The 22069-nt window shown below is 66.4% G+C and carries 22 protein-coding genes; 5 read left to right on the top strand and 17 right to left on the bottom strand.

Going from position 1 to position 22069, the window contains the following annotated elements; all coding sequences use genetic code 11:
- Positions 1-28 precede the first annotated feature (28 nt).
- The 7 genes from HPF_RS17945 to HPF_RS17915 form a co-directional block, all read right to left on the bottom strand.
- Positions 29-760: a glycosyltransferase gene (locus HPF_RS17945; protein ID WP_207959203.1), complete on the bottom strand. Its 732-nt coding sequence runs from the start codon at positions 758-760 to the stop codon at positions 29-31.
- Positions 757-1716 carry a glycosyltransferase family 2 protein gene (locus HPF_RS17940; RefSeq protein WP_133157401.1) on the bottom strand — a complete coding sequence of 320 codons (960 nt, stop codon included), beginning with the start codon at positions 1714-1716 and terminating at the stop codon, positions 757-759. The genes HPF_RS17945 and HPF_RS17940 overlap by 4 nt, the downstream gene beginning before the upstream one ends.
- A 31-nt stretch (positions 1717-1747) precedes the next feature.
- A complete protein-coding gene (locus tag HPF_RS17935) occupies positions 1748-2701 on the bottom strand; it encodes a glycosyltransferase family 2 protein (RefSeq protein WP_133157400.1) in 954 nt (317 codons plus the stop codon).
- Complete coding sequence (locus HPF_RS17930) at positions 2698-3768, bottom strand: glycosyltransferase (RefSeq protein WP_133157399.1); 1071 nt, start codon at positions 3766-3768, stop codon at positions 2698-2700. The genes HPF_RS17935 and HPF_RS17930 overlap by 4 nt, the downstream gene beginning before the upstream one ends.
- Positions 3769-3778: 10 nt before the next feature.
- Positions 3779-5575 (bottom strand): GDSL-type esterase/lipase family protein, encoded by a 1797-nt coding sequence (locus tag HPF_RS17925; RefSeq protein ID WP_133157398.1) that lies wholly within the window; start codon positions 5573-5575, stop codon positions 3779-3781.
- A 30-nt stretch (positions 5576-5605) separates the two neighbouring features.
- Positions 5606-6772, bottom strand: a complete 1167-nt coding sequence (locus HPF_RS17920; RefSeq protein ID WP_066155481.1) for a nucleotide sugar dehydrogenase — start codon at positions 6770-6772, stop codon at positions 5606-5608.
- 76 nt (positions 6773-6848) lie between these two features.
- The gene (locus tag HPF_RS17915) at positions 6849-7754 is read right to left on the bottom strand and encodes an AEC family transporter (RefSeq protein WP_066155484.1); all 906 of its coding nucleotides are present in this window, start codon (positions 7752-7754) and stop codon (positions 6849-6851) included.
- A gap of 157 nt (positions 7755-7911) precedes the next feature.
- Here HPF_RS17915 and HPF_RS17910 point away from each other — a divergent pair, with 157 nt between their 5' ends.
- Genes HPF_RS17910 through HPF_RS17900 form a run of 3 tightly spaced genes read left to right on the top strand, consistent with a single transcriptional unit; the run spans position 7912 to position 11083 of the window.
- Positions 7912-8889, top strand: a complete 978-nt coding sequence (locus HPF_RS17910) for a tripartite tricarboxylate transporter substrate binding protein BugE (RefSeq protein ID WP_066155487.1) — start codon at positions 7912-7914, stop codon at positions 8887-8889.
- The gene (gene xerD, locus HPF_RS17905) at positions 8889-9809 is read left to right on the top strand and encodes a site-specific tyrosine recombinase XerD (RefSeq protein ID WP_127806324.1); all 921 of its coding nucleotides are present in this window, start codon (positions 8889-8891) and stop codon (positions 9807-9809) included. Before HPF_RS17910 ends, xerD begins: the two co-directional genes overlap by 1 nt.
- A gap of 29 nt (positions 9810-9838) precedes the next feature.
- Positions 9839-11083: an AAA family ATPase gene (locus HPF_RS17900; protein ID WP_133157397.1), complete on the top strand. Its 1245-nt coding sequence runs from the start codon at positions 9839-9841 to the stop codon at positions 11081-11083.
- A gap of 39 nt (positions 11084-11122) precedes the next feature.
- Here the strand turns inward: HPF_RS17900 and HPF_RS23700 are convergent, their stop codons facing one another.
- From HPF_RS23700 to HPF_RS17870, 6 genes are all read right to left on the bottom strand, one after another.
- Positions 11123-11707 (bottom strand): DUF1439 domain-containing protein, encoded by a 585-nt coding sequence (locus HPF_RS23700; protein WP_165961738.1) that lies wholly within the window; start codon positions 11705-11707, stop codon positions 11123-11125.
- A gap of 11 nt (positions 11708-11718) precedes the next feature.
- Positions 11719-11964, bottom strand: a complete 246-nt coding sequence (locus HPF_RS17890; protein WP_066155501.1) for a DUF3297 family protein — start codon at positions 11962-11964, stop codon at positions 11719-11721.
- A 55-nt stretch (positions 11965-12019) separates the two neighbouring features.
- Positions 12020-13429 (bottom strand): ATP-dependent RNA helicase DbpA, encoded by a 1410-nt coding sequence (gene dbpA, locus HPF_RS17885; protein WP_066155503.1) that lies wholly within the window; start codon positions 13427-13429, stop codon positions 12020-12022.
- Positions 13430-13463: 34 nt separating this feature from the next.
- Positions 13464-14951, bottom strand: coding sequence for a sensor histidine kinase (locus HPF_RS17880; protein ID WP_133157395.1), 1488 nt, complete (start codon positions 14949-14951; stop codon positions 13464-13466).
- Entirely contained in the window at positions 14948-15976 is a 1029-nt protein-coding gene (locus tag HPF_RS17875) for a sensor histidine kinase (protein WP_066155512.1), read from the bottom strand. The genes HPF_RS17880 and HPF_RS17875 overlap by 4 nt, the downstream gene beginning before the upstream one ends.
- A 128-nt stretch (positions 15977-16104) precedes the next feature.
- A complete protein-coding gene (locus HPF_RS17870; RefSeq protein ID WP_133157394.1) occupies positions 16105-16956 on the bottom strand; it encodes a ferritin-like domain-containing protein in 852 nt (283 codons plus the stop codon).
- 45 nt (positions 16957-17001) lie between these two features.
- Here HPF_RS17870 and HPF_RS17865 point away from each other — a divergent pair, with 45 nt between their 5' ends.
- Entirely contained in the window at positions 17002-17526 is a 525-nt protein-coding gene (locus tag HPF_RS17865) for a gamma carbonic anhydrase family protein (protein ID WP_133157393.1), read from the top strand.
- Between the two features lie 37 nt (positions 17527-17563).
- Positions 17564-18544, top strand: coding sequence for an Hsp33 family molecular chaperone HslO (gene hslO, locus HPF_RS17860; protein WP_133157392.1), 981 nt, complete (start codon positions 17564-17566; stop codon positions 18542-18544).
- A gap of 4 nt (positions 18545-18548) precedes the next feature.
- Here the strand turns inward: hslO and HPF_RS17855 are convergent, their stop codons facing one another.
- From HPF_RS17855 to eno, 4 genes are read right to left on the bottom strand one after another with little or no spacing between them, the layout of a single operon-like run.
- Positions 18549-19751, bottom strand: a complete 1203-nt coding sequence (locus tag HPF_RS17855; RefSeq protein WP_133157391.1) for an AGE family epimerase/isomerase — start codon at positions 19749-19751, stop codon at positions 18549-18551.
- On the bottom strand, positions 19748-20422 hold the full coding sequence (locus HPF_RS17850) for an AAA family ATPase (RefSeq protein WP_133157390.1): 675 nt from the start codon (positions 20420-20422) through the stop codon (positions 19748-19750). The genes HPF_RS17855 and HPF_RS17850 overlap by 4 nt, the downstream gene beginning before the upstream one ends.
- An 8-nt stretch (positions 20423-20430) precedes the next feature.
- Complete coding sequence (locus HPF_RS17845) at positions 20431-20715, bottom strand: septum formation initiator family protein (RefSeq protein ID WP_066155530.1); 285 nt, start codon at positions 20713-20715, stop codon at positions 20431-20433.
- 46 nt (positions 20716-20761) lie between these two features.
- Entirely contained in the window at positions 20762-22048 is a 1287-nt protein-coding gene (gene eno / locus HPF_RS17840; RefSeq protein ID WP_066155533.1) for a phosphopyruvate hydratase, read from the bottom strand.
- Between the last annotated feature and the right edge of the window lie 21 nt (positions 22049-22069).

Genomic DNA, 22069 nt, shown 5'->3' with positions numbered 1-22069 from the left:
CTGAAGGGCTTGTGTCTTGAAGGGGTGGCTATACCAGTGGCAGGCGGCCCAGGTGCTTGCCAAAGTAGCGTGCCATGCTCGCAGCATGCCAGCGCATGTACCGGAAGCTGTGCCGGCTGGCGCGCTGGGCCTCATGCACCACCGTGACCCCCGGATCGCACATCACTTTCCAGCCCGATTTCCACAGCCGGGCGCAGATGTCCACATCTTCATAGTAGAGGTGGAATTTAGCATCAAAACCTCCCACATCCCGAAACGCCTGGGCGCGAAACAGCAGGAACATTCCTGCGACCCATTCGACCGGGCGGGCATCCGACTGGGGCATGAGGTGGTAGCGACCATCGTTCACGCCAGCGAGTTTCTGCGCCAGGTTCCAGGGGGTGGGAAAGCGCCGCGCGTTGTCCTCAGGCTGTCCGGCCGGGCCGAGCACCAGCGGAGCCACCAGCCCCACTGTAGGGTCTTGCATTGCTGCCAGGAGGCCCGGGAACGGATTGATCGGCAAACGGATGTCGGGATTCGCTACGCAGTAGAACGCTTGTTCGCATCCCTCAAAGGCCTGGTTGTGGTTGCCCGCAAACCCCAACGGCAACGGGTTGTGGTGCGCGAGGACAGTCAAGCCGGGTGGTGGGTGCATGGGCGCGTCCGGGATGTTTTCCGTGACCACCAGTTCAGCCACTTCGTGTGTTCCGGTCAGGTCCTGCAGGAACTGGTTGGCCAGCCGGGCCTGGCCGTGGCTGACCATGGACAGGCGGATGCTCACAGGCGCCTCAGCACTCGGTAGATCAGGCGCTGCAGGGGCGGAAAAGGCAGCGACAGCTGGGATGCGAGCCAGGTGGTAAGCCGTTGGCGGGCGGTCAGCTCACCGCCGAAACGTACCAAGAAGCCACGCGCCTGGCGGGCGTTGAGGCGAAAGATCTCGCCGTGCCGGTCGTCGAACAAGCGGTGCATGATGGTTTTGAAGGCCACGGGCTTGTCTCGCGCCTTGGCGCCGATGGCATTGGTGGCGTGCTGGCGGTAGTCGATCAGCGACTGGTCCAGGTAGATGCGGCTGCCCAAGGCGCTGGCCACCAGCGACAGCCACCAGTCGTGCATGATGGCTTCGGGAGGGACCGGCAGGGCTTTCTCCAGCAGAGCCCGGTTCATCAGGCTGGTGCAGCCGGTCAGTGTGTTGCTCAGGAGCTGGGCCGAGAGGCTGCTGAGGTCGGGGCGCAGGCCCTGGTAGCGGGCCATCGAAGGAGCGATCTCACGTCCGTCTTCTTCAATGACGCGCAGGTCGCTGTGCACGAGGGCGGGTGCTCCTGGGCGTGCGTGCTCAAGCGATTGAATGGCTCCGAGTCCGATGAGCAGTTTGTCGTGGTGCCAGACATCGTCCTGATCGGAGAGTGCAATGTAGTTCGCTCTTCCGAGGCCGTTTGGCTCCAGGTCCAGTGCCTGTCGCATGAGGCATGAGAAATTGCCGCTGGCGCCCAGGTTGCCCAGATCGTCCTCGACCACCGTGATGCGCTCGGGCCAGCGCAGCCGGAGTTCGTGCAGCAGTCCGGGTGATCCATCGCCAGAGCCGTCGTCTCGGCACAGGAGGTGGGTGCTCACGCCGCTCTGGTTCAGGATGGACTCCACCTGTTGCGTGAGGAAGCGCTGGCCGTTGTACACCGGCAGCAGCACCAGCACCCAGGGTGAAGCAGGGTCAGAAAAAGTAGGAACGGGAGACTGGCTCATGGAGAGTGATGGGTGGACCGCCGGGGCCAGGTCAAAGCTGGTTGAGGGCCAGGCCCAGCCAGAACGAGGCGCGGCCGGAACGGGTCTGCCGCCAGAGGCCGCTGTGGCGTCCGGCTTGCATGCGCCCGATCAGATCGGGGCGGCGGCGCATGTCCTGGAACTTGCGCAGCACATCCAGCGCCTTGGGCTGCAGTTCATTGGCGATGTCGTTCATGGCCGCTTCCGTCTGATCGCCCCAGGTGCGGTACTGCCCCTTGAACAGCATGCCCATGCGCAGCACCTTGTCCCAGGAGCGGCCCTGCGATCCGATCAGGTTGTCGGCATGCTGGCGGTAGAGCAGACAGGGCTCCGGATCGAAGTGCATCTGCCCGCCGCAGCCGGTAACGACCTGGTATGCCGTCCAGTCGTGCAGGACCGAATGCTCGGGTTTGACCCGGCGCATGAGCCGCAGCAGGGGCTGGTTGAACACCATGGTGTTGCCGCTGGCGACGTTCTGCAGCAGGGCGTTGCCGAAGCCCAGGGGGCGTTGTGGCAGGCGGCTCACGCCGATGGGCTCCAGTCGCTCGTTGACCAGGCGGGTGCGCGCCGCATACAGCGCCGGCTGGCCCGTGGTCGGCCGCAGGGCCCGCAGTGCGTGCACGGCGCGGGAGAGCTTTTCCGGTAGCCAGACGTCGTCCTGGTCGCTGAACGCGATCAGGTCGTGGTTGGACGTGGGTTCGACGGTGCGCAGGAGGTGGAAGAAGTTGGCGGTGGAGCGCCGCCCGGGTCCTTTGACGAGCCGGATGCGGTGGTCCCCGTGCTTGTCCGCGAAGGCTTCGCACAGACGCACGGTGTCGTCCGTCGATCCGTCGTCGCTGACGGTCAGCGTCCAGTTGGGGTGGGTCTGGCCGGCGATCGACTCCAGCTGCTCACGGATGTACCTGCCACCTTGGTAGGACGCCAGCAGCACATGAACGCAGGGCGCGGCACCGGACGCTTCACTCATTCGGCGGTGCGTCGCGTACCCAGCACCTCGTGCAGGATCGCGGTGAAGCGTTTTCCGAAGGTCTCGGTGGCGCACTGCTGCCTGAACACCTTGTGGCCGGCGGCCGCGATGCGATGGCGCAGCGGCTCGTCGTTCTTGAGGCGCAGGATGGCATCGGCCAGCGCCTGAGGATCGGCGGGGTTCACCAGCAGCACGCTTTCGCCGTCCTTGAGCAGCTCCTGGACGGGCTCGTTGCGGCTGGTGATCAGGGGTTTGCCCACGCCGATCGCCTCGACGACCTTGTTGGTCAGCACCAGCTTGGCGCGCTCGTTGTCGCCGAAGATCCCCAGGCACACATCGGCCCGGGACATCAGCTCGGCCAGCTTGGCATATGGCACTGGGTCCAGAAACTTCACATGCGGCAGGCCAAGCTCGCGGGCCAGTTGCATGTCCTCTTCGTAGGTCAGTCCTTTGCCCACTATCTGGAACTTCACACCATGTGGTTCCAGCAGCTTGGCGGCCTTGAGGATGTGACGCACGCCATGGAACGGGATGTATTCGCCATGGAAGTGCACGAGGAACTCGCCATCGGCGGGCCGCAAAGGCCCCGGCTTGATCACGCTGTCGTCCACGGCCAGGAAGAGCCGGCGGAACTTGCTGGTCTCGGTGTGGATGGTGCGCCCGAAATGGCCGATGACGTGGTGGCTGTCCAGGATGGACAGCTTCGTCATCTTGTAGGACAGCCAGTCGCTGAGGCCATAGATGCGGGCCTTGAACGAGCCGGGGGCCGCCTTCTCCCGGTCGAACACCATCGTGTCGTACGTGGTGATGTACATGTCGAACAGAATGGGCTTCCAGGTCAGCAGCCGCACCAGCGGCGCCAGCAGTTGACCGTAGAAACCCACCACGACCGCATCGCAGCGGGGGGCGTTGAGCAGGGTCTTGAGCAACAGGCCCGGGTAGTGCTTGAACGACTTGTTGGGCGGCAGGCATTCGATCACGTCAAAGCCGTTCTGGCGCATGGCGTTGAGCACGATGCGGGTGCGTGAGTAGGCGGCCTCCCGTCCGGCGACATACAGGATTTTCATCAAGGGCGGATCAGAAGCGGAGGTTGGCCTTGAACACCACGCTCTGTGTCTTGCGCACGTCCTGCAATTGGGCGCCGTAGGTGGCGCTGAACTGGAGGTGGCGAGCCACGTCCATGGTGGCCTGCAGACCCAGCTGCGTGCGCTCGACCTTGGACAGCGGGAAAATCTCGCGCTGCACGACGTTGGGAGAGCCCGACTCGCGCATCGACACGGTCACGGTGTCGCGCGACAGGCTGGAGGTGTGGTGCAGGCTGCCGCCGAAACGCAGCTTGCGCTGGCCGCTCAGGCTGATCGGGTCGGTCTGCAGGTCCACGCCGATCCCCGAGAGCCACTCGTTGACCCGGTTGGAGCTGAACAGCACGTCGGTTGTGTAGAGGGTGGAGGTCAGGGCAGGGTCGAGACTGTGCGACTGGTTGGTCAGAGACACCCAGGGTGTGACGCTGAAGAAGTCGCCACGCATCGGGTAACGCATCTTGTTCTCGAACGACCAGGTGCTGCCGCGCTGGCGGTTTTCCAGCGTGCGGCGGACCAGACCGTCTTGTGCGTGGCTGGAAAAACTCAGGTCCAGGTGGGAGACCTGGCTGCTCATCACCCAGCCCGACACCGGCTTGTTCCAGTACAGCGACACGGCGTCGGAGGTGTACTGCTTGGAGTTGCGCATCTCGGTGGTGGACAGGTACTTGGCCTGGTCCTGCTGGAACACGGCGATGCCCATGCGGCTGCTCTGGGCGTTGTCGGCCGATCCGACGCGCATGTCGAAGGCCAGGCCGGTCGGCGCAGAGCCTTGCGGCGTCTGGGCGAACGGCTGGAACACCCGGCTGTTGCGTGCGTTGAACTGGAAGGCATCGCCCTCTCGCAGGCCCAGCGGCAGCAACCTGAAGCCAGGCTGCAGGGTCTTCTGTTCGGCCATGGACAGCACCAGCGTGCCGTTGTCGATGTCCTGGTTGATGCGCCCGGCCGAGTCGGCGCCGGCGCTCACGCTGTTGGCCCAGTCCCAGCCGCGGGTCAGGTAGTGCTGATAGACGCGGGTGATGATGTCCTGACCACGGTTGCCGAAGTGGGTGGCGTCGTGGTAGAGCGTGTCGGTGGCCGAGCGGGAGGCGTCGGCCGTCGAGACGTTGTTGAAGCCGAACTTGCCGGGTTCGTTGAAGACGCGCTGGAACACGGTGTACATGTCCACCGCGATCACGTTGGGTGTGGCGTTGGCCACCGAAGCGATGTAGTTGTTCCAGCCAATCACCTGCTGGGAGGCCAGCGACGACACGCCCGGTCCGCGGCCCCAGTCGTGCAGCTGGGTGACAAACAGTCGGCGATTGTCGGCCGCGGCGCCGGCCGCGATCAGGCGGGCCACGCCGTCGGAGTAGCCTTTTTTGGCGTTGGTGAGGTTGTTGTCCGGAGAGCCGTTGCGGCCCATGTCGTTGTGGCCCAGGTAGACCACGGTCAGGTCGCCGTCGCCAATCGCGCTGCCCCGGCTCTGCCAGTTGTCGATCTGCTTGTCGAAGGCGCGGGCTTCGCCGTAGCTGGCGCGTGCACCACCCAGCGCGTAGATGTCGGATTTCGTGACCGTGCCACGGCCCTGCATCTGCGTGGCCCAGTTGATGGTGCCGATGGAGTTCGTGAAGCGCGGATCGGAGTAGCTGTCGCCGAACACCCGCATGGTGTTCACATGCACCTCGCCCAGCGAGCTGCCGCCGCTGCTGCTGTAGGGGTTGGCGACCGCAGGGGTGGATCCGCCGGAGCTGGCACAGCCGGTGATCAGGGCTGTGACCGCCAAGGTCATGGCTGACAGCGCGTGGTGGGACTTCATGAAGGTTCTCCCCGAAAAGTGTCTGGTGGGTCAGTCGCTGCCGAACAGGTCGCGCGTGTAGACCTTGCCCTGCACATCGGCCAGCACTGGCGTGAGGCGGTTGGTGATGATCACGTCCGATTCCTTCTTGAAGGTTTCGAGGTCGTTGACCACCGGCGAGTGGAAGAACTCGTCTTCCTGCAGGGCGGGTTCGTAGATGATGACGCGGACGCCTTTGGCCTTGATCCGTTTCATGATGCCCTGGATGCTGGAGGACCGGAAGTTGTCCGAGCCCGCCTTCATGATCAGGCGGAACACGCCGACCGTCTTGGGCTTCTGCTTCAGGATGCTCTCGGCGATGAAGTCCTTGCGCGTGGTGTTGGACTGGACGATCGCCTGGATCAGGTTTTGCGGCACGTGCTGGTAGTTGGCCAGCATCTGCTTGGTGTCCTTGGGCAAGCAGTAGCCACCGTAGCCGAAGGACGGGTTGTTGTAGTGGTTGCCGATGCGCGGATCGAGTCCTACGCCCTCGATGATCTGGCGCGAGTCCAGGTTGTGCGCAGCAGCGTAGGTGTCGAGCTCGTTGAAGTAAGCCACCCGCATGGCCAGATAGGTGTTGGAGAACAGCTTGACCGCCTCGGCTTCGGTCGAATCGACGAACAGCACCGGAATGTCCTGCTTGCGCGCACCTTCCTTGAGCAGCCCGGCGAAGGTCTCAGCCCGCTCCGAACGCTCGCCCACGATGATGCGCGACGGGTACAGGTTGTCGTGCAGGGCCTTGCCTTCGCGCAGGAACTCGGGCGAGAAGAGCAGGTTCTGGCAGCCGGTCTGCTCGCGCAGCTTGGCGGTATAGCCCACGGGCACCGTGGACTTGATCACCATCACTGCCTGCGGGTTGATCTGCATCACGTCACGGATCACCGCCTCGACCGAGCGCGTGTTGAAGTAGTTGGTCTCGGGGTCGTAGTCGGTGGGCGTCGCAATGATGACGAAGCTGGCGCCTTCGTAGGCTTCGTGCTTGTCCAGCGTGGCGCGCAGGTTCAGCGGCTGGTGGGCCAGGAAGTCTTCGATGTCCGCGTCGACGATCGGACTCTTGCGCGCATTGATCAGCGCCACCTTCTCGGGAACGATGTCCAGAGCGACGACTTCGTGGTGCTGGGACAGCAGCACGGCGTTGGACAGCCCGACGTAGCCGGTGCCAGCAACCGCAATCTTCATGGGAAACCTTGTGAAAGAGCTAGGCCTAAAACCTTGGAATTTTGCCATAGGGGCCTCTGAAACCCTTATGGGTTCCTTAGGCCAGGATTCCCAGCGCGAACGGAAGGCTGGCCATGCCCAGCAGTGTGGACAGGGTCACCAGACCGGCCACATAGGGCCCGTCGTAGCCCATCCGGGCCGCCAGCACGTAGCAGCTGGAGGCCGTCGGCACGGCAGAGAACATCAGCAAGATGGTGGTCTGTGCCGTGTCGAGGCGGAAGGCCATGGCCAGCCCGAAGGCGAGCAGCGGCATGCCCAGGTGCTTGACGCACAGCACCATCGCGCCGAGTTGCTTGGCCTTGGTCAGGCTGCCCAGCCGCATACCCGCGCCAGCGGCCATCAAACCCAGGGCCAGCGAGGCCTGCCCGATGCGGTTGACCGTCGGTTCCAGCCAGGACGGAACCGTGAAGCCGAGCAAATTGGCGACGAGCCCGCTGGCGGTGGCAATGATCAGCGGGTTTCGCACCAGCTCGCGGGCGAAGCCCTTGTTGGCGCGGCGGGCCATCGGCCATACGGCGCCCACGTTGAACAATGGCACGCAGACCCCGATCAGCACCGCAATCATCAGCAGCCCCTGGGGGCCGGCGATCTTGTCGGCCAGTGCCAGGGCGATGAAGGAGTTGAACCGGAACCCCACCTGTGCGCTGGCGGCGTGCAACCGCGGGTCCAGCCGCCGCCCCAGCCAGGGCCAGTGAGGCAGCGAATAGGACAGCGCGATGCCACAGATGCCCAGTGCCAGGCCGGCCGCCATAAGGCTGGAGGCGGCACCTATGTCCAGCGGGCTCTTGACGATCGAGTGGAAGAGCAGGACCGGGAACAGGAAGAAATACACCAGGCTTTCCAGTGGCTCCCACACCGTCCGGTTCAGGGCGGTGAAGCGGCAGACCAGGTAGCCGCAGAGGATCAGCGAAAAGTCCGGAAAGAGCAGTTGGGCAAAGTTCACCGGGCGAGCATAGCGCCCGGACGTGCCTGCTTCCGGGGGTTTGTACTTATGTAGTCTCCCCATGGTCAACCGGGTGCAGCCTGTCTACAGTCCCGGGGGGCTGGCAGGGGTAATATGACCGTTGCTATTGTTTTGTGTACAACGAAGGAGAGATCGCATGTTTGCTCGCCGTTCCCTGATGGGGCTGGGTCTGGTTGCCATGTCGCTGGGTGCGACCGGAGTGGCCTGGGCGCAGGCCTACCCGACCAAGGTCATCCGCCTGCAGGTGCCGTTCGCACCAGGCGGTACGACCGACATCGTCGCGCGCGTCATGTCCGAGCCGCTGGGCAAATCGCTGGGCCAGAGCGTGGTGGTCGAGAACAAGGCTGGTGGCGGCGGTGTGATCGGCGCCACCGAGCTGGCACGTGCCGCCGCCGACGGTTACATCATCGGCATGGCCACGGTGTCCACCACGGCGGCGAACCCGGCGATCAACCCCAAGATCCCGTACAACACGCTCACCGACTTCACCCCCATCACCAACATCGCCGCCACGCCCAACGTGATCGCGGTGCACCCCAGCTTCCCGGCCAAGGACTACAAGGCCTTCATCGCCGAGCTCAAGAAGAGCCCTGGCAAGTACAGCTACGCCAGCTCCGGCACCGGTGGCATCGGCCACCTGCAGACCGAGCTGTTCAAGAGCCTTGCGGGTGTGTTCATGACCCACATTCCCTACCGTGGCGCCGGTCCGGCCCTGAACGACACCGTGGGCGGCCAGGTGCCCATCATCTTTGACAACCTGCCGTCGGCCCTGCCGCACATCAAGGCTGGTCGCCTGGTGCCCATCGTGGTGGCCGCGCCGCAGCGCCTGCCGGTGCTGCCCGACGTGCCGACCTTCAAGGAAGTGGGGCTGGAGCCTGTGAACCGCATGGCCTACTACGGCCTCATCGGCCCCAAGGGCATGCCGAAGGACGTGGTGGACAAGCTCTACAACACCACCAAGACGGCGCTGACGGACCCGGCGGTCCGCAAGCGCATCGAGGACACCGGTTCGCTGATCGTGGCCAACACACCCGAGCAGTTCACGGCCCAGATCAAGGCCGAGTACGAGGTGTACAAGGAAGTCGTCACCAAGCAGAAGCTCTCGCTGGACTGATGGACCCCACGGCGCTCGCGCGCAGCGAAGAGAGCGCGGGCGCCTTTGTCGATGCCCTCTGGCTGGAGGAGGGCCTCTCGCGCAACACGCTCGACGCATACCGGCGCGACCTCGTGCTGTTCGGCCAGTGGCTGGCGGCCCATGGCGCGCGTTCCCTGCCGCAGGCGGGCGAGGCCGACATCCATGCCTACTTCGCCAGCCGCCACGCCGAGACCCGGGCGACCACCGCCAACCGGCGCCTCACGGTGTTCAAGCGCTATTTCCGCTGGGCACTGCGCGAGCGCCTCATCGACGCCGATCCGACCCTGCGGTTGACCGCGGCGCGTCAGCCGCTGCGCGTGCCCAAGACGCTGTCCGAAGCCCAGGTCGAGGCGCTGCTGAACGCACCCGACACCGCCACACCGCTCGGCCTGCGCGACCGCGCCATGCTGGAGCTGATGTACGCCAGCGGGCTGCGGGTGAGCGAGCTGGTGACGCTGCGCACCTTTCAGGTGGGCCACCAGGACCACGTGCTGCGGGTCACCGGCAAGGGCAACAAGGAGCGGCTGGTGCCGTTCGGGCAGATCGCTGGTGAGTGGCTGCAGCGTTATCTGAGGGAAGGGCGCCCCGAGATCCTCGGTGGGCAAGCCAGCGAAGACCTGTTCGTCACCGCGCGCGGCAGCAAGGCCGGCGAAGCCATGAGCCGGGTGATGTTCTGGAACCTGGTCAAGCGCTACGCGCTGGCCGCCGGCATCACCTCGCCGCTGTCGCCCCACACGCTGCGCCATGCCTTCGCCACCCATCTGCTCAACCACGGCGCCGACCTGCGTGCCGTGCAGATGCTGCTGGGGCACGCCGACATTTCGACCACCACCATCTACACCCATGTCGCGCGCGAGCGGCTCAAATCGGTCGTGGCGCAGCACCATCCGCGCGGCTGAGGGGATGGTCCTGGGGGTATAACCCGGATATGGATGGCTTCTTGCAAACCCCCGTGGCGCAGGCCGCGATGCTGGCGGCGGCGGGCGCGCTGGCGTTCTGGCTGAGAGACGTGCCCGGGCTGGTGGTCTCCTGGGGCAAGCGCTTCTTCATCTCCACCCTCTCCATCGACTCGCGCGACGAGTTCCTGTTTTCGGCGCTCGTGGAGTACATGGACACCCATCCCTCGCTGCGGCAGGTCAACCAGTTCACGGCCCGCAGCGTGCGCCAGGGCACGGAATACCAGAGCCTGGCCGAGGACCTGCGGGCCGGCCAGGCGCCCCGGGCCTATCTGTCGCCTGGCGAAGGCCTGCACATCCTCTGGATCGACGGCCGGCTGGTCTGGATACGCCGCGAACTGCAGGTGACGCAAAGCGTGTTCGAGCGCATCAGCCTGTCGCACTTCGGTCGCTCCGGTGACTGGCTGTCGGCCTTCCTGCAGCGCGCCATCGACGCGCGCGCAAGCCGCGAGAGCGACACGCTCTCGGTCTATATCCCCAACCCGTTCCACGGCGGGGACTGGATGCGGGCACGGCTGGGCTCGCGCCGCCCGCTGTCGTCTGTGGTGCTCAAGGCCGGGCAGGCCGAGGCGCTGCTGGCCGACCTGCAATCGTTCTACGCTGCCCACGAGCGCTACGCGGAACTGGGCATTCCCTGGCGCCGCGGCTACCTGCTCTACGGGCCTCCGGGCACCGGCAAGACCTCGCTGGTCACCGCGCTGGCGTCCGAGCTGCACCTGAACGTCTGCACGCTCAGCCTGGCTTCGCCCATCGTGACCGACGAGAAGATCCACACCCTGCTGGCGGCCGTGCCGCAGCGCTCGCTGCTGCTGATTGAGGACGTCGACGCCTTCTTCCGCCAGCGCGACGCGGCGCACGCCCAGGTGCGGCTGTCGTTCTCCGGCTTCCTCAACGCGCTGGACGGTGTGGCGACGCAGGAGGGCAATGTGCTATTCATGACGACCAACCACGCCGAGCGTCTGGACGAGGCGCTGATCCGCGCCGGGCGCATCGACGAGCGGGTGGAACTGGGCGCCTGTGACGAAGAGCAGCTGCGGCGGCTCTACCTGAAGTTCGACCCGGACGAGGTGGCGGCGCTGGCGTTCGCCTCGAAGCACGCCCCGCAGGGCCTGTCGCCGGCGCAGGTGCAGGGCATGCTCATGCGCCGCTTTGGCGAAACATTTGGCAAGCCCCCACGCTCCGCCGTTGCGCGGGTCGCTGCCCCCCGAGGGGGCTGATCCGTCTTGGGGCGGCCCGGCGCCGGATCGTGTTTTCAGCTACTGGGGCGGTCGCTGCACCAGCTCCACCAGCAGCCCCTGCTCGGTGACCGTGATCTGGCCAGGCCGCAGGCCCAGCAGGTCGGCCATGGCGGCTTCCTTCTGCTGCAGCTGGTAGAGCACCACTTCGCGCAGCGACTGCTCGGCCAGCGCGGGGGCGTAGGTGTTGAGGAGGTCCACCGCCTCGGGCTGCAGGCCGGGGAACCGGAAGCGGTAGACCTTGAGCTGGTGGGCCCGCAGCGAGCGGTCGCTGTGTTCGTAGCGCAGCGCGAAGTCGACCGTGAAGCTGCCTTGCTGGGTGCGGGCCAGTGCCGCGCCGGCGGCGGTCACCGGCATCTCGGCGCGCAGCCGGTTCTGTGCCGGCAGCAGGCCCAGGCGCGGTGCGCCGAGGTCCAGGTTCACCAGGCCGGCGATCGGGTAGCGCACCGGAAAGCGTTTGGCCACCTCGGTCTGCAGCAGATCCTGCGGCACGGTGATGCGGGGCAGGGCGGGGGGCGGTTCGGCCGACGCGGCGCCGGTGGTCTGCGCCAGGCTGTGCCCGCACAGGCCCACCGTCACCAACGAAAGAAGCAGGCGGCGGCGCATGCGGACTCCGCTCAGCGGTAGAACACCTCGACCGGGCCCTTGAGCTGGATCAGCACAGGCTGGCCACGGCGGTCCACCGTCTTGCTCGACTGCACCTTGACCCAGCCTTCGCTGATGCAGTACTCGGCGACATCGAAGCGCTCCTTGCCGTTGAAGCGGATGCCGATGTCGTGTTCGAACACGGCGGCCACATGGTGGGGGCTGCGCGGGTCGATGCTCAGGTGGTCGGGGAGTTCGGGGCGGGCGGTGTCGGACATGGCGGCGGCGTGCGGGAATCGATAAAGCGCGATTGTCCCGCATCACGGCCGGCGTTCAGTCCTCCAGCACGCGCACCTTCACGCTTTTACCCTTGACCTTGGTGGTGGCCAGCCGGCTGGCCACCTGCTGCGCGATGGCGCGGTCCACCGCCACGTAGGTGGACCATTCGTTCACGTTGATCTTGCCCACCTGTTCCCGCGTGTAGCCCAGGTCGGCGGTGAGCGCACCCAGCACGTCACCGGGGCGGATCTTCTCCTTGCGCCCGCCCTGGATGTGCAGTGTTGCCATGGGGGGCTGCAGCGGCTCGGCGCTGGCGGGCACGAGTTCGCTCACCGGGTGCCATTCGGACTCGCGTTTCTGCAGCTGTTCGATGCGGCCCACGTAGCCCATCTCGTCCATGCTCACCAGGTTCAGCGCCAGACCGCTCTCGCCTGCGCGGCCGGTGCGGCCGATGCGGTGGATGTGCACCTCGGGGTCGGGCGTCACATCCACGTTGATGACGGCGGCCAGGCTGGCGATGTCCAGCCCGCGCGCAGCCACGTCGGTGGCCACCAGCACGCTGCAGCTGCGGTTGGCAAAGCGCACCAGCACCTGGTCGCGCTCGCGCTGCTCCAGTTCACCGAACAGGGCCAGCGCGCTGAAGCCCTGGGCCTGCAGCACGGCCACCAGGTCGCGGCACTGGGCCTTGGTGTTGCAGAAGGCGATGGTGCTGGCCGGGCGGAAGTGCAGCAGCAGCTGGCCCACCACGTGCAGGCGCTCCTTGTCGCTCACCTCGTACCAGCGCTGTTCGATCTGCGCGCTGCTGTGCTGGGCCTGCACGGCAATCGTCTGCGGATCGCGCATGAACTGCGCCGCCAGCTTGGCGATGCCTTCAGGGTAGGTGGCCGAGAACAGCAGGGTCTGGCGCTCTTTGGGGCACTGCTTGGCGACTTTGACGATGTCGTCGAAGAAACCCATGTCCAGCATGCGGTCGGCCTCGTCCAGCACCAGGGTGTTGAGCGCGTCCAGTTGCAGGCTGCCGCGTTCCAGGTGGTCCATGATGCGGCCCGGAGTACCAACCACGATGTGTGCACCGTGTTCCAGCGTCGCCAGCTGACCGCGCAGCGGCACGCCGCCGCAGAGCGTGACAACCTTGATGTTGTCCTCCGCGCGCGCCAGGCGCCGGATTTCGGTGGTCACCTGGTCGGCCAGCTCGCGCGTGGGGCAGAGCACCAGGGTCTGCACCGCGAAGCGCCGCGGGTTCAGGTTGGCCAGCAGGGCCAGGGCGAATGCGGCGGTCTTGCCGCTGCCGGTTTGGGCCTGGGCGATGAGGTCCTTGCCGAGCAGCGCAGGGGGCAGGCAGGCCGCCTGGATCGGCGTCATGCGCAGGTAGCCCAGTTGCTCCAGGTTGGCCAGGGTGGCGGGTGAGAGCGGAAGCTGGCTGAAACCGGCGTCGGAGGATGCGGCGGGGGAGGCGGAGGTCATCCGCGATTATCCGCACATGCCGGCTGCTGGGTGTTCAGGCGCTCAGGGTGAAGTGGAAGGCCGCCCCCAGCCCGGGCTCGGAAAACGCCCACACGCGACCGCCGTGGCGCATGACGATGCGCTGCACGATGGTCAGCCCGATGCCGGTGCCGGTGTATTCATCCTCCCGGTGCAGGCGCTGGAAGGGGCCGAACAGGCGGTCGGCCGAGGCCATGTCGAAGCCGCAGCCGTTGTCGCGCACGAAGAACACCGTTTCCCCGCCGAGCGTCTTGGCACCGACGTCGATGCGCGTGATCTTGCTGTGGGCGCTGAACTTCCAGGCGTTGCGCATCAGGTTGTCGAGCAGGGCGCGCACCAGCGTCGGGTCCGCCATGGCCTCGAGCTTGGGTGAAATCCGGATCTCGGCGACACGTTGCGGCTCGGACTCCATCAGCTGGCTGGCGATCTCGCCGGCGATGCCGCTGATGTCGACCAACCGCAGCTGCATGGGCACCTGGTTCAGGCGGGCCATGTGCAGCAGGGCGTCGATCAGCGCCCTCATGCGCTGGCCGGTGGCGGCAATCCGCTGGACCAGGTCGATCCCGTCCTGGTCGAAGCGGGTCGGCTGTGTCTGCAGCAGCATTTCGCTCAGGCCGATGATGGCGCGCACCGGCGCTCGCAGATCGTGCGCCACCGAATAGCTGAACGCCTCCAGCTCCTTGAGACTCTGGTGGAGCTGATCGGTGCGCGCCGTGACCAGATGCTCCAGGCTCTCGTTCAGGGTCTTGAGCCGCAGTTCGCTCTGCTTGCGCTCCGACACGTCCTGCACCACCCCGGTCACGCGCTGGTCGGAGACGTGGCCGGCGTCGATCTTGATCCACCGGGGCGTGCTGCCTTCTGCGAGCACACGGAACTCTTCGCTGAAATGCCTGAGGTCTTTCAGGCAGTGGTGGAGTTTGGCCGCGATGGCGTCCCGTTCGGTGGCGTCCACGCGCGCGAGCAGGTCGGGCAGTGTCAGCGGCTGGTCGTGTGGCCAGCCGATCAGGTCGGCGGTGCGGGGCGAAGGGGTGATGGTGGTGGTGGTCTTGTCCAGCTCCATGACCCCCAGGCTGGCGGCATCGAGTGCCTGCTGCAGCAGGCGGCGGCTGTCGTTCAGCTCGTTCTCCAGTCGCTGGCGCTCGAACGCCATCTGGATGGTGGCGTGCAGCTCGCGCTCCGAAAAGGGCTTGAGCAGGTAGCCGTAGGGTCGTGTCCTGCGGGCACGCTCCAGGGTCGAGTCCTCGGAGTAGGCCGTCAGGTAGATCACCGGGACAGCGTGCGTCTCGCGCAGCTTCGCGGCCACCTCGATGCCGTCCATGTCGCCCTGGATGTGGATGTCCATCAGCACCAGGTCGGGCCGCATCTGCGACACCAGATCAATGCTCTCCTGGCCCGAGACCGCGATGGCGGGCACGTCGTACCCCAGCATCGACAGGCGCTGCTGCAGGTTGAAGGCCACGATGCTCTCGTCTTCCACCACGAGGATGCGGGCAGGCTGGTTCATGGCGGGCCTCCGGGAGGGATGTGGACGGTGAACCGGGTGGGGTCGGCGCGCTGCACCTCCAGCGTGCCCTGCAACTGGCGCGTCAGCAGCCGCACGAGCTGCAGGCCCAGCGAACCGGTTCGCTCCAGATTCTGATCCTCCGGGATGGCGACGCCGTCGTTGCTGATGGAGAGACTGACACTGCCATCCTCTGCCTGCTCCAGCACCACCTGGATGGTGCCGCGCCGCTGGCCGGGAAACCCGTGTTTGAGCGCGTTGCTCACCAGCTCGTTGACGATCAGGCCACAGGGTATCGCCTCGTTGATCGGCAGCTTGACGTGGGTCGACTCGATGTTGATCGCAACATGACCCGCCACCATGCCGTAGGAGTCCATCAGGCTGGGCAGCAGCTCGCCCAGGAACTGCTGGAAGTCGACCCGGGCAAAGTCGTGCGACTGGTACAGCGTCTGATGGATCATCGACATCGAGCGGATGCGGTTCTGGCTGTCGCGCAGCATGGCCACCAGATCCGGGTCGCCGATCTTGAGCATTTGCAGGTCGAGCAGGCTGTGGATCACCTGCAGGTTGTTCTTGACCCGGTGGTGCACCTCTTCGAGCAGCAGCTCCTTCTCGCGCAGTGCGTCGCTGATGCGGCGTTCGTTCTGCTTGCGCTCGCTCAGGTCCAGGATCACCGACAGGATCATCGGGCCCTCACCGGTGTCCACCGGGTTGATGCCGATCTCCACCGGGAACTCGCTGCCGTCCTTGCGCAGTCCGCTCAGATCGCGTCCCGCGCCCATCGGTCTCGCGGTGGCCTCGGTCTGGAAGCCGCGCCGGTACCCGGGGTGTGCGTGCCGGTAGCGTTCTGGCACCAGCATTTCCACCGGCTGTCCCAGCATCTCTTCGCTCGTGTAGCCGAAGGTGGCCTCGGCGAGCCGGTTCACGCGGGTGATCATGCCTTGCTGCGTGACCACGACCATGGCCACCGGAATGCGGTCAAACGCCTGTCCGAGGTATTCGTCCAGCTGGATGTTTCGTGTGCTCATGGCCAACGTGCGGGAGTGATGCCAGGTGGTGGCCCAGCATAAAGGGGAATGGGCCACGCTGCGCGGGGAAAAACACCGTCCGGGCGCGCGTCGCACCCTCGCTTGATACAAACGAATTCGTTTTCGGCTCAGGCGCTGAGCAGATAGTCGAGTTCGGCCTGACTGAAACCCGCCGCCCGGCGGGCCTCATTGTTGAAAGGCGGGCGCAGCCGGGGCGCCGTGTGCACGCGCGCCAGGTGCCGGTAGTGAGACAGCGGTTCCAGGCCCTGCCGTTCGCACAGCCAGCCATACCAGCGGTTGCCAATCGCCACATGCCCGACCTCGTCGCGCAGGATGATGTCCAGGATGTCCACGGCGCGCAGAGCGGCCGGGGTGCCGACCTTGCGCAGCCGGGCCTGGATCAGCGGCGTGGCGTCCAGTCCGCGCGCTTCCAGCGTGCGCGGGACCAGGGCCATGCGGGCGGTGATGTCGTGCTGCGTCTTCACGCACATTTCCCACAGGCCGTTGTGAGCGGGAAAGTCGCCGTAGTCGTGGCCCAGGCTCTGCAGGTGATCGCGCAGCAGCCCGAAGTGGGTGGCCTCTTCATCGGCCACGAGCAGCCAGTCGCGGTAGAAGTCGGCGGGCATGCCGGGGAAGCGCCAGACCGCGTCGAGCGCCAGATTGATGGCATTGAACTCGATGTGGCAGACCGCGTGCAGCAGGGCGGCCAGGCCTTCCGGCGTGAACGGTGAGCGCTGCGCCACCGCCATGGGGGGCACCAGCACCGGCTGGGCCGGGCGGCCGGGCAACACCCGGTCATCGGGCGCAAGGATGGACTGGGCTGGCGCCAGCGCCTGCTCGCGCGCGGCCTCGTCGGGCAGCGCCAGCAGCCGCTGCCACAGCGCATGGGCCGCCTGCATCTTGGCCTGAGGGTCCGGCAGGCACAGGGCGTCGAGCACTGCCTCGCGCAGGCTGGGTTCGGTGCTGGGGACAGTGGGCATCCCTACAATTCTAGGTTTGCCCCGCAGCCCACAGGAGACCCCCGCATGGCGATCTATGAACTCGATGGCACCCGCCCGCAGGTGGCCGAATCGGCCTGGGTGGCCGAGAACGCGCAGGTGATCGGCGACGTCCAGCTCGCGCCCGGCAGCAGCGTGTGGTTCGGCGCCACGCTGCGGGGCGACACCGAGCCCATCGTGGTGGGCGAGGGCAGCAACATCCAGGACGGCTCGGTGCTGCACACCGACAAGAACCTGCCGCTGACCATCGGTCGCCACGTCACCGTGGGTCACCAGGTCATGCTGCACGGCTGCACCATCGGCGACGAGTCGCTGATCGGCATCGGCGCCATCGTGCTCAACGGCGCGAAGATCGGCAAAAACTGCCTGGTCGGTGCGGGTGCGCTGGTCACCGAAGGCAAGGAGTTCCCCGACGGCTCCATGATCATCGGCAGTCCGGCCAAGGCCATGCGCCAGCTCACGCCCGAGCAGATCGAGGGCTTGCGCCGCAGTGCCTTGCACTACATGGAGAACGCCGAGCGCTACCGCCAGGGCTTGAAAATAATCGGCTGACCCCGATCTGCCAACGTTCTTTTTCTGAAAGCACAGAGTGTCCGAACTCCACAAATTCCTGTTTGAAGGCCTGCCGGTGCGCGGCATGCTGGTGCGCCTGACCGACAGCTGGCAGGAAATCCTCCGCCGTCGCCAGCAAGCCGGTGGCTACCCCGAAGCCGTGACCGAGCTGCTGGGCGAAATGGCGGCAGCGGCCACGCTGATGCAGGCCAACATCAAGTTCAATGGCGCGCTGATCCTGCAGATCCAGGGCGATGGTCCGGTCAAGCTGGCCGTGGCCGAGGTGCAGCCCGACCTGGCCCTGCGCGCCACCGCCACCGTGACCGGCGAGGTGGCGGCCGAGGCGCCGCTGTCGCACATGGTCAATGTGAACAATCTCGGCCGCTGCGCCATCACGCTCGACCCCAAGGACCGCCTGCCCGGGCAGCAGCCCTACCAGGGGGTGGTGCCGCTGTTCGGCGATCGTCACGAAAAGCTGGAGAAGCTCAGCGAGGTGATCGAGCACTACATGCTGCAGAGCGAGCAGCTCGATACGCGCCTGGTGCTGGCCGCCAACGACCAGGTCGCGGCTGGCCTGCTGATCCAGCGCCTGCCGCTGCAGGGCGAATCCAACCTGGCTGGTGCGGGCGCGGTGGCGCGCGACGAGGACCAGATCGGCCGTAACGAGGACTACAACCGCATCGCCATCCTGGCCGCGAGTCTCAAGCGCGAGGAACTGCTGACGCTGGATGCCGACACCATCCTGCACCGCCTGTTCTGGGAAGAGGATGTGCGCCGCTTCGAGCCGCAGATCGGCGCCGAAGGTCCGCGTTTTGCCTGCACCTGCTCGCGCGAGCGCGTGGCGGGCATGCTCAAGTCGCTGGGGCGCGAGGAGGTCGAGTCCATCATTGCCGAGCAGGGACAGGTGGAGGTGGGTTGCGACTTCTGCGGCGCGCAGTACCACTTCGATCCGGTCGACGCCGCGCAGGTCTTCCTGCAGGCGGCGGCGCAGCCACCCGTCGCGGGCGGCACGCACTGAGCCTTTACTTCAGAGCATCGAGCACATCGTGGCAGGCGCCCATGGTGTGGTAGTCGACCTTGCCGGCCGGGCTCTTTTCGTCGCTGTACTTGCGGTTGTCGGCCGTCAGGATGCGCCACCAGGCGCCGTGTTCGTGGTCCACGAAATGGCGCCATGAGTAGGCCCAGAGGTGCTCGTAGGCCGCCCAGTAGCGCGGCTCGCCGGTGACGGTGGCCAGCCGGGCCGCGGCGGCCAGCGACTCGGCCTGGACCCAGAAGTACTTGTCGCTGTCGCAAATGCTGCCGTCGGGCGCGAAGCCGTAGTAGAGGCCGCCGTGCTCGCCATCCCAGGCCTTGTGCATCGCGGTGTCGAAGAAATGGCGCGCGCGGTCGATCAGGGCCGCATCGGGGCGGCGCTCATGCAGCTGCAGCAGCAGCTTGGTCCACTCGGTCAGGTGGCCGGGCTGGAAGCCCCAGGGCCGGAAGATGTTGGTCTTGTCGTCCTTGTTGTAGTCCCAGTCCACCGACCAGTCGGCTTTGTAGTGCTCCCAGACCAGGCCGTCGGCCAGGCCCGCCTGCCGGATGGTGATGTGTTCGGCCAGCAGCGCGGCGCGGTCCAGGTAGCGCGCCTCGCCGGTGGCGTCGTAAGCCGCCAGCAGGGCCTCGCACAGGTGCATGTTGGCGTTCTGCCCGCGGTAGGGCAGCACGCGCCAGTCGGCCGTTGCTTCGTCGGCGTACAGACCGTGGGCCGGCTCCCAGAAGCGCTGCTCCAGCAGGTCGTAGGTCTGCGCGATGCCGGCTTGTGCGCCGGTCACGCCGGCCATGTGCGCGTGGGCGTGGGCCAGCAGCACGAAGGCCAGGCCATAGGCGTGGTTGGTGGCGTCCAGCACCCGGGCCTGGCCGTCCCGCCAGTCGAGCAGCCATGCGTAGCCGCCGGTGTCCGGGTTGCGGTGCACCGGCAGGAAGTCGAAGGCCTGCTGCAGCGCACGGCGCACCTCTTCGCCGCCCAGCCCGCGGCGCGCGGCCATCGCCAGGGTGACCACGTAGCGCGTGCTGCTCACCAGGTGCCGGGTGTGGGCGTCGTAGACGCTGCCGTCGTCGCGCAGGAAATGGAACAGCCCGCCGTTGGGGTCGATGGCGCGCGGCAGGTAGAACGACAGCGTGTCTTCGATGTGGTTGCGCAGGAATGCCGGCGAGCGGAAGTCGGGCAGGGGTGTTGCAGGAATCATGGGCGTGCGTCTCCAGTGTGGTTGCGTGCCAGCAGGCCGCTGAACAGCCGGTGTTCGCAGGCCGGGTCGCTGCATTTGTCGCAGCTCCAGGCGCGGCGGCCGCTGGTCAGGGACGGTTCGGTGGTGGTGAGGTCCTGCCCCAGGCAGCGGCCGATGGCGCGCAGGGCTTGTTCGGTTCGGGTCTGCCCGTGGCCGTGGATGGTCTGGAAGGCCAGTCCCGCGGCCTGCAGTTCGCGCCGGATCGCTGCGTCCACCGCATCGCGCACGGCGGGGCTGTCGCGGAAGAATCCATCGGCGACCCAGGCCAGGTCCAGACCCATGAGCAGGGTCAGGTCCACACAGCGCTGCCAGGCCAGGGCCTCGTGCCAGAGCGAGTGGTCCTTGAAATAGAGCTCGCTGTAGGCCGCGATCACGAGCGGAGAGGTGTCGGCGACGACGATGTCCACCCCATGCAGGGAAGCCATCTCGTCGGTGAGGCGGGCCTGCTCGCGGGCCACGGCGGCCTGCTCGTGCGAGTGGGGCGCACGGCCCTGCTGTTCGCACCAGTGGCGCAGATGCTCGGACACCAGCTCGGTGGTCAGACCCCTTGCCATGAGGTGCCCGCACAAGGCACGGGCCAGGGAGGTCTTGCCGGTGGATTCGCCGCCGAGCAGCGTGACCACAAGTGCCACGGCGCAGCTCAGGGCTTCTTGTGGGCGATCTGCACGAAGATCTCGTTGGGCCGGACCATGCCCAGATCGTTGCGGGCCAGTTCTTCGACCATGCCCAAGCCTTCTTCGAGGTCGCGCACCTCGTTGGCCAGCCGCTCGTTGCGCTGCCGCGCTTCCTGGTTGACCGACTCCAGCACGGCCAGTTCGGTCTTCATGCGAGAGACCTTGGGCACGCTGCCCCGGCCGAACCACAGCTGCGCGTGCAGCACGAGCAGCAGCGTGATCAGCAGGCCGGGGACGATGCGATGTGCCATTGGACTGGATGGGTTGGTCTGGCGACCCTGGAGCCGCCAGTCCTGATCACTTCAGGTTGTAGAAGGCCGCACGACCGGGGTACACGGCCACGTCGCCCAGGTCTTCCTCGATGCGCAGCAGCTGGTTGTACTTGGCCATTCGGTCCGAGCGCGACAGCGAACCGGTCTTGATCTGGCCGGCGTTGGTGCCCACCGCGATGTCGGAGATGGTGCTGTCTTCGGTTTCACCCGAGCGGTGGCTGATGACGGCGGTGTAACCGGCACGCTTGGCCATCTCGATGGCGGCGAAGGTTTCGGTCAGGGTGCCGATCTGGTTGATCTTGATCAGGATCGAGTTGGCAATGCCCTTCTCGATGCCTTCCTTGAGGATCTTGGTGTTGGTGACGTACAGGTCGTCGCCCACGAGCTGGACCTTCTGGCCCAGGCGCTCGGTCAGATGCTTCCAGCCGTCCCAGTCGCCTTCGGCCATGCCGTCTTCGATGGAGACGATGGGGTACTTGTCGACCCAGGTGGCCAGCATGTCGGTCCACTGCTCGGCGGTGAGTTGGATGCCGCCTTCGCCTTCGAGCACGTACTTGCCGTCCTTGTAGAACTCGCTGGCGGCGCAGTCCAGGCCCAGGGCGATCTGGTCGCCGGCGGTGTAGCCGGCCTTGTCGATGGCCTGCAGGATCAGCTGCAGCGCGGCTTCGTGGTTCTCGACCGAGGGGGCAAACCCGCCTTCGTCGCCCACGGCGGTGCTGATGTGCTTGTCGTGCAGGATGGCCTTGAGGGCATGGAACACCTCGGCGCCCCAGCGCAGGGCTTCGCGGAAGCTCGGGGCGCCCACGGGGATGATCATCAGCTCTTGAAGGTCGAGCGAGTTGTTGGCGTGTGCGCCGCCGTTGATGATGTTCATCATGGGCACGGGCATCTGCACCGCGCTCATGCCGCCGAAGTAGCGGTACAGCGGCAGGCCGGCTTCTTCAGCCGCAGCGCGGGCCACGGCCATCGACACGGCCAGCATGGCGTTGGCGCCCAGGCGGCCCTTGTTCTCGGTGCCGTCCAGGTCGATCAAGGTCTTGTCCAGGAAGGCCTGCTCGGAGGCGTCCAGTCCCAGCACGGCTTCGCTGATCTCGGTGTTGATGTTCTCGACGGCCTTGAGCACGCCCTTGCCGAGGTAGCGCTTCTTGTCGCCGTCGCGCAGCTCGATGGCCTCGCGCGAGCCGGTGGAGGCGCCCGACGGCACGGCCGCACGACCCATCACACCCGACTCCAGCAGCACGTCGCATTCGACGGTGGGGTTGCCACGGCTGTCCAGGACTTCGCGGCCGACGATATCAACGATTGCACTCATGGTTTCTACCTTTGGAACAAG

This window comes from Hydrogenophaga pseudoflava, assembly GCF_004353865.1.
Classification (GTDB): Bacteria; Pseudomonadota; Gammaproteobacteria; order Burkholderiales; family Burkholderiaceae_C; genus Hydrogenophaga; species Hydrogenophaga pseudoflava.
The sequence above is the reverse complement of the archived record's forward strand: the minus strand, read 5'-3'. Positions and strand labels throughout refer to the sequence as shown.

Bases quoted from the DNA above. Each gene is read 5' to 3' on its own strand.
- HPF_RS17910 (WP_066155487.1), top strand. From the start codon at position 7,912: ATGTTTGCTCGCCGTTCCCTGATGGGGCTGGGTCTGGTTGCCATGTCG.
- eno (WP_066155533.1), bottom strand. From the start codon at position 22,048: ATGAGTGCAATCGTTGATATCGTCGGCCGCGAAGTCCTGGACAGCCGT.
- HPF_RS17900 (WP_133157397.1), top strand. From the start codon at position 9,839: ATGGATGGCTTCTTGCAAACCCCCGTGGCGCAGGCCGCGATGCTGGCG.
- dbpA (WP_066155503.1), bottom strand. From the start codon at position 13,429: ATGACCTCCGCCTCCCCCGCCGCATCCTCCGACGCCGGTTTCAGCCAG.
- HPF_RS17875 (WP_066155512.1), bottom strand. From the start codon at position 15,976: ATGAGCACACGAAACATCCAGCTGGACGAATACCTCGGACAGGCGTTT.
- xerD (WP_127806324.1), top strand. From the start codon at position 8,889: ATGGACCCCACGGCGCTCGCGCGCAGCGAAGAGAGCGCGGGCGCCTTT.
- HPF_RS17925 (WP_133157398.1), bottom strand. From the start codon at position 5,575: ATGAAGTCCCACCACGCGCTGTCAGCCATGACCTTGGCGGTCACAGCC.
- HPF_RS17930 (WP_133157399.1), bottom strand. From the start codon at position 3,768: ATGAAAATCCTGTATGTCGCCGGACGGGAGGCCGCCTACTCACGCACC.
- HPF_RS17845 (WP_066155530.1), bottom strand. From the start codon at position 20,715: ATGGCACATCGCATCGTCCCCGGCCTGCTGATCACGCTGCTGCTCGTG.
- HPF_RS17865 (WP_133157393.1), top strand. From the start codon at position 17,002: ATGGCGATCTATGAACTCGATGGCACCCGCCCGCAGGTGGCCGAATCG.
- HPF_RS17880 (WP_133157395.1), bottom strand. From the start codon at position 14,951: ATGAACCAGCCTGCCCGCATCCTCGTGGTGGAAGACGAGAGCATCGTG.
- HPF_RS17935 (WP_133157400.1), bottom strand. From the start codon at position 2,701: ATGAGTGAAGCGTCCGGTGCCGCGCCCTGCGTTCATGTGCTGCTGGCG.
- HPF_RS17870 (WP_133157394.1), bottom strand. From the start codon at position 16,956: ATGCCCACTGTCCCCAGCACCGAACCCAGCCTGCGCGAGGCAGTGCTC.
- HPF_RS17920 (WP_066155481.1), bottom strand. From the start codon at position 6,772: ATGAAGATTGCGGTTGCTGGCACCGGCTACGTCGGGCTGTCCAACGCC.
- HPF_RS17855 (WP_133157391.1), bottom strand. From the start codon at position 19,751: ATGATTCCTGCAACACCCCTGCCCGACTTCCGCTCGCCGGCATTCCTG.
- HPF_RS23700 (WP_165961738.1), bottom strand. From the start codon at position 11,707: ATGCGCCGCCGCCTGCTTCTTTCGTTGGTGACGGTGGGCCTGTGCGGG.
- HPF_RS17890 (WP_066155501.1), bottom strand. From the start codon at position 11,964: ATGTCCGACACCGCCCGCCCCGAACTCCCCGACCACCTGAGCATCGAC.
- HPF_RS17940 (WP_133157401.1), bottom strand. From the start codon at position 1,716: ATGAGCCAGTCTCCCGTTCCTACTTTTTCTGACCCTGCTTCACCCTGG.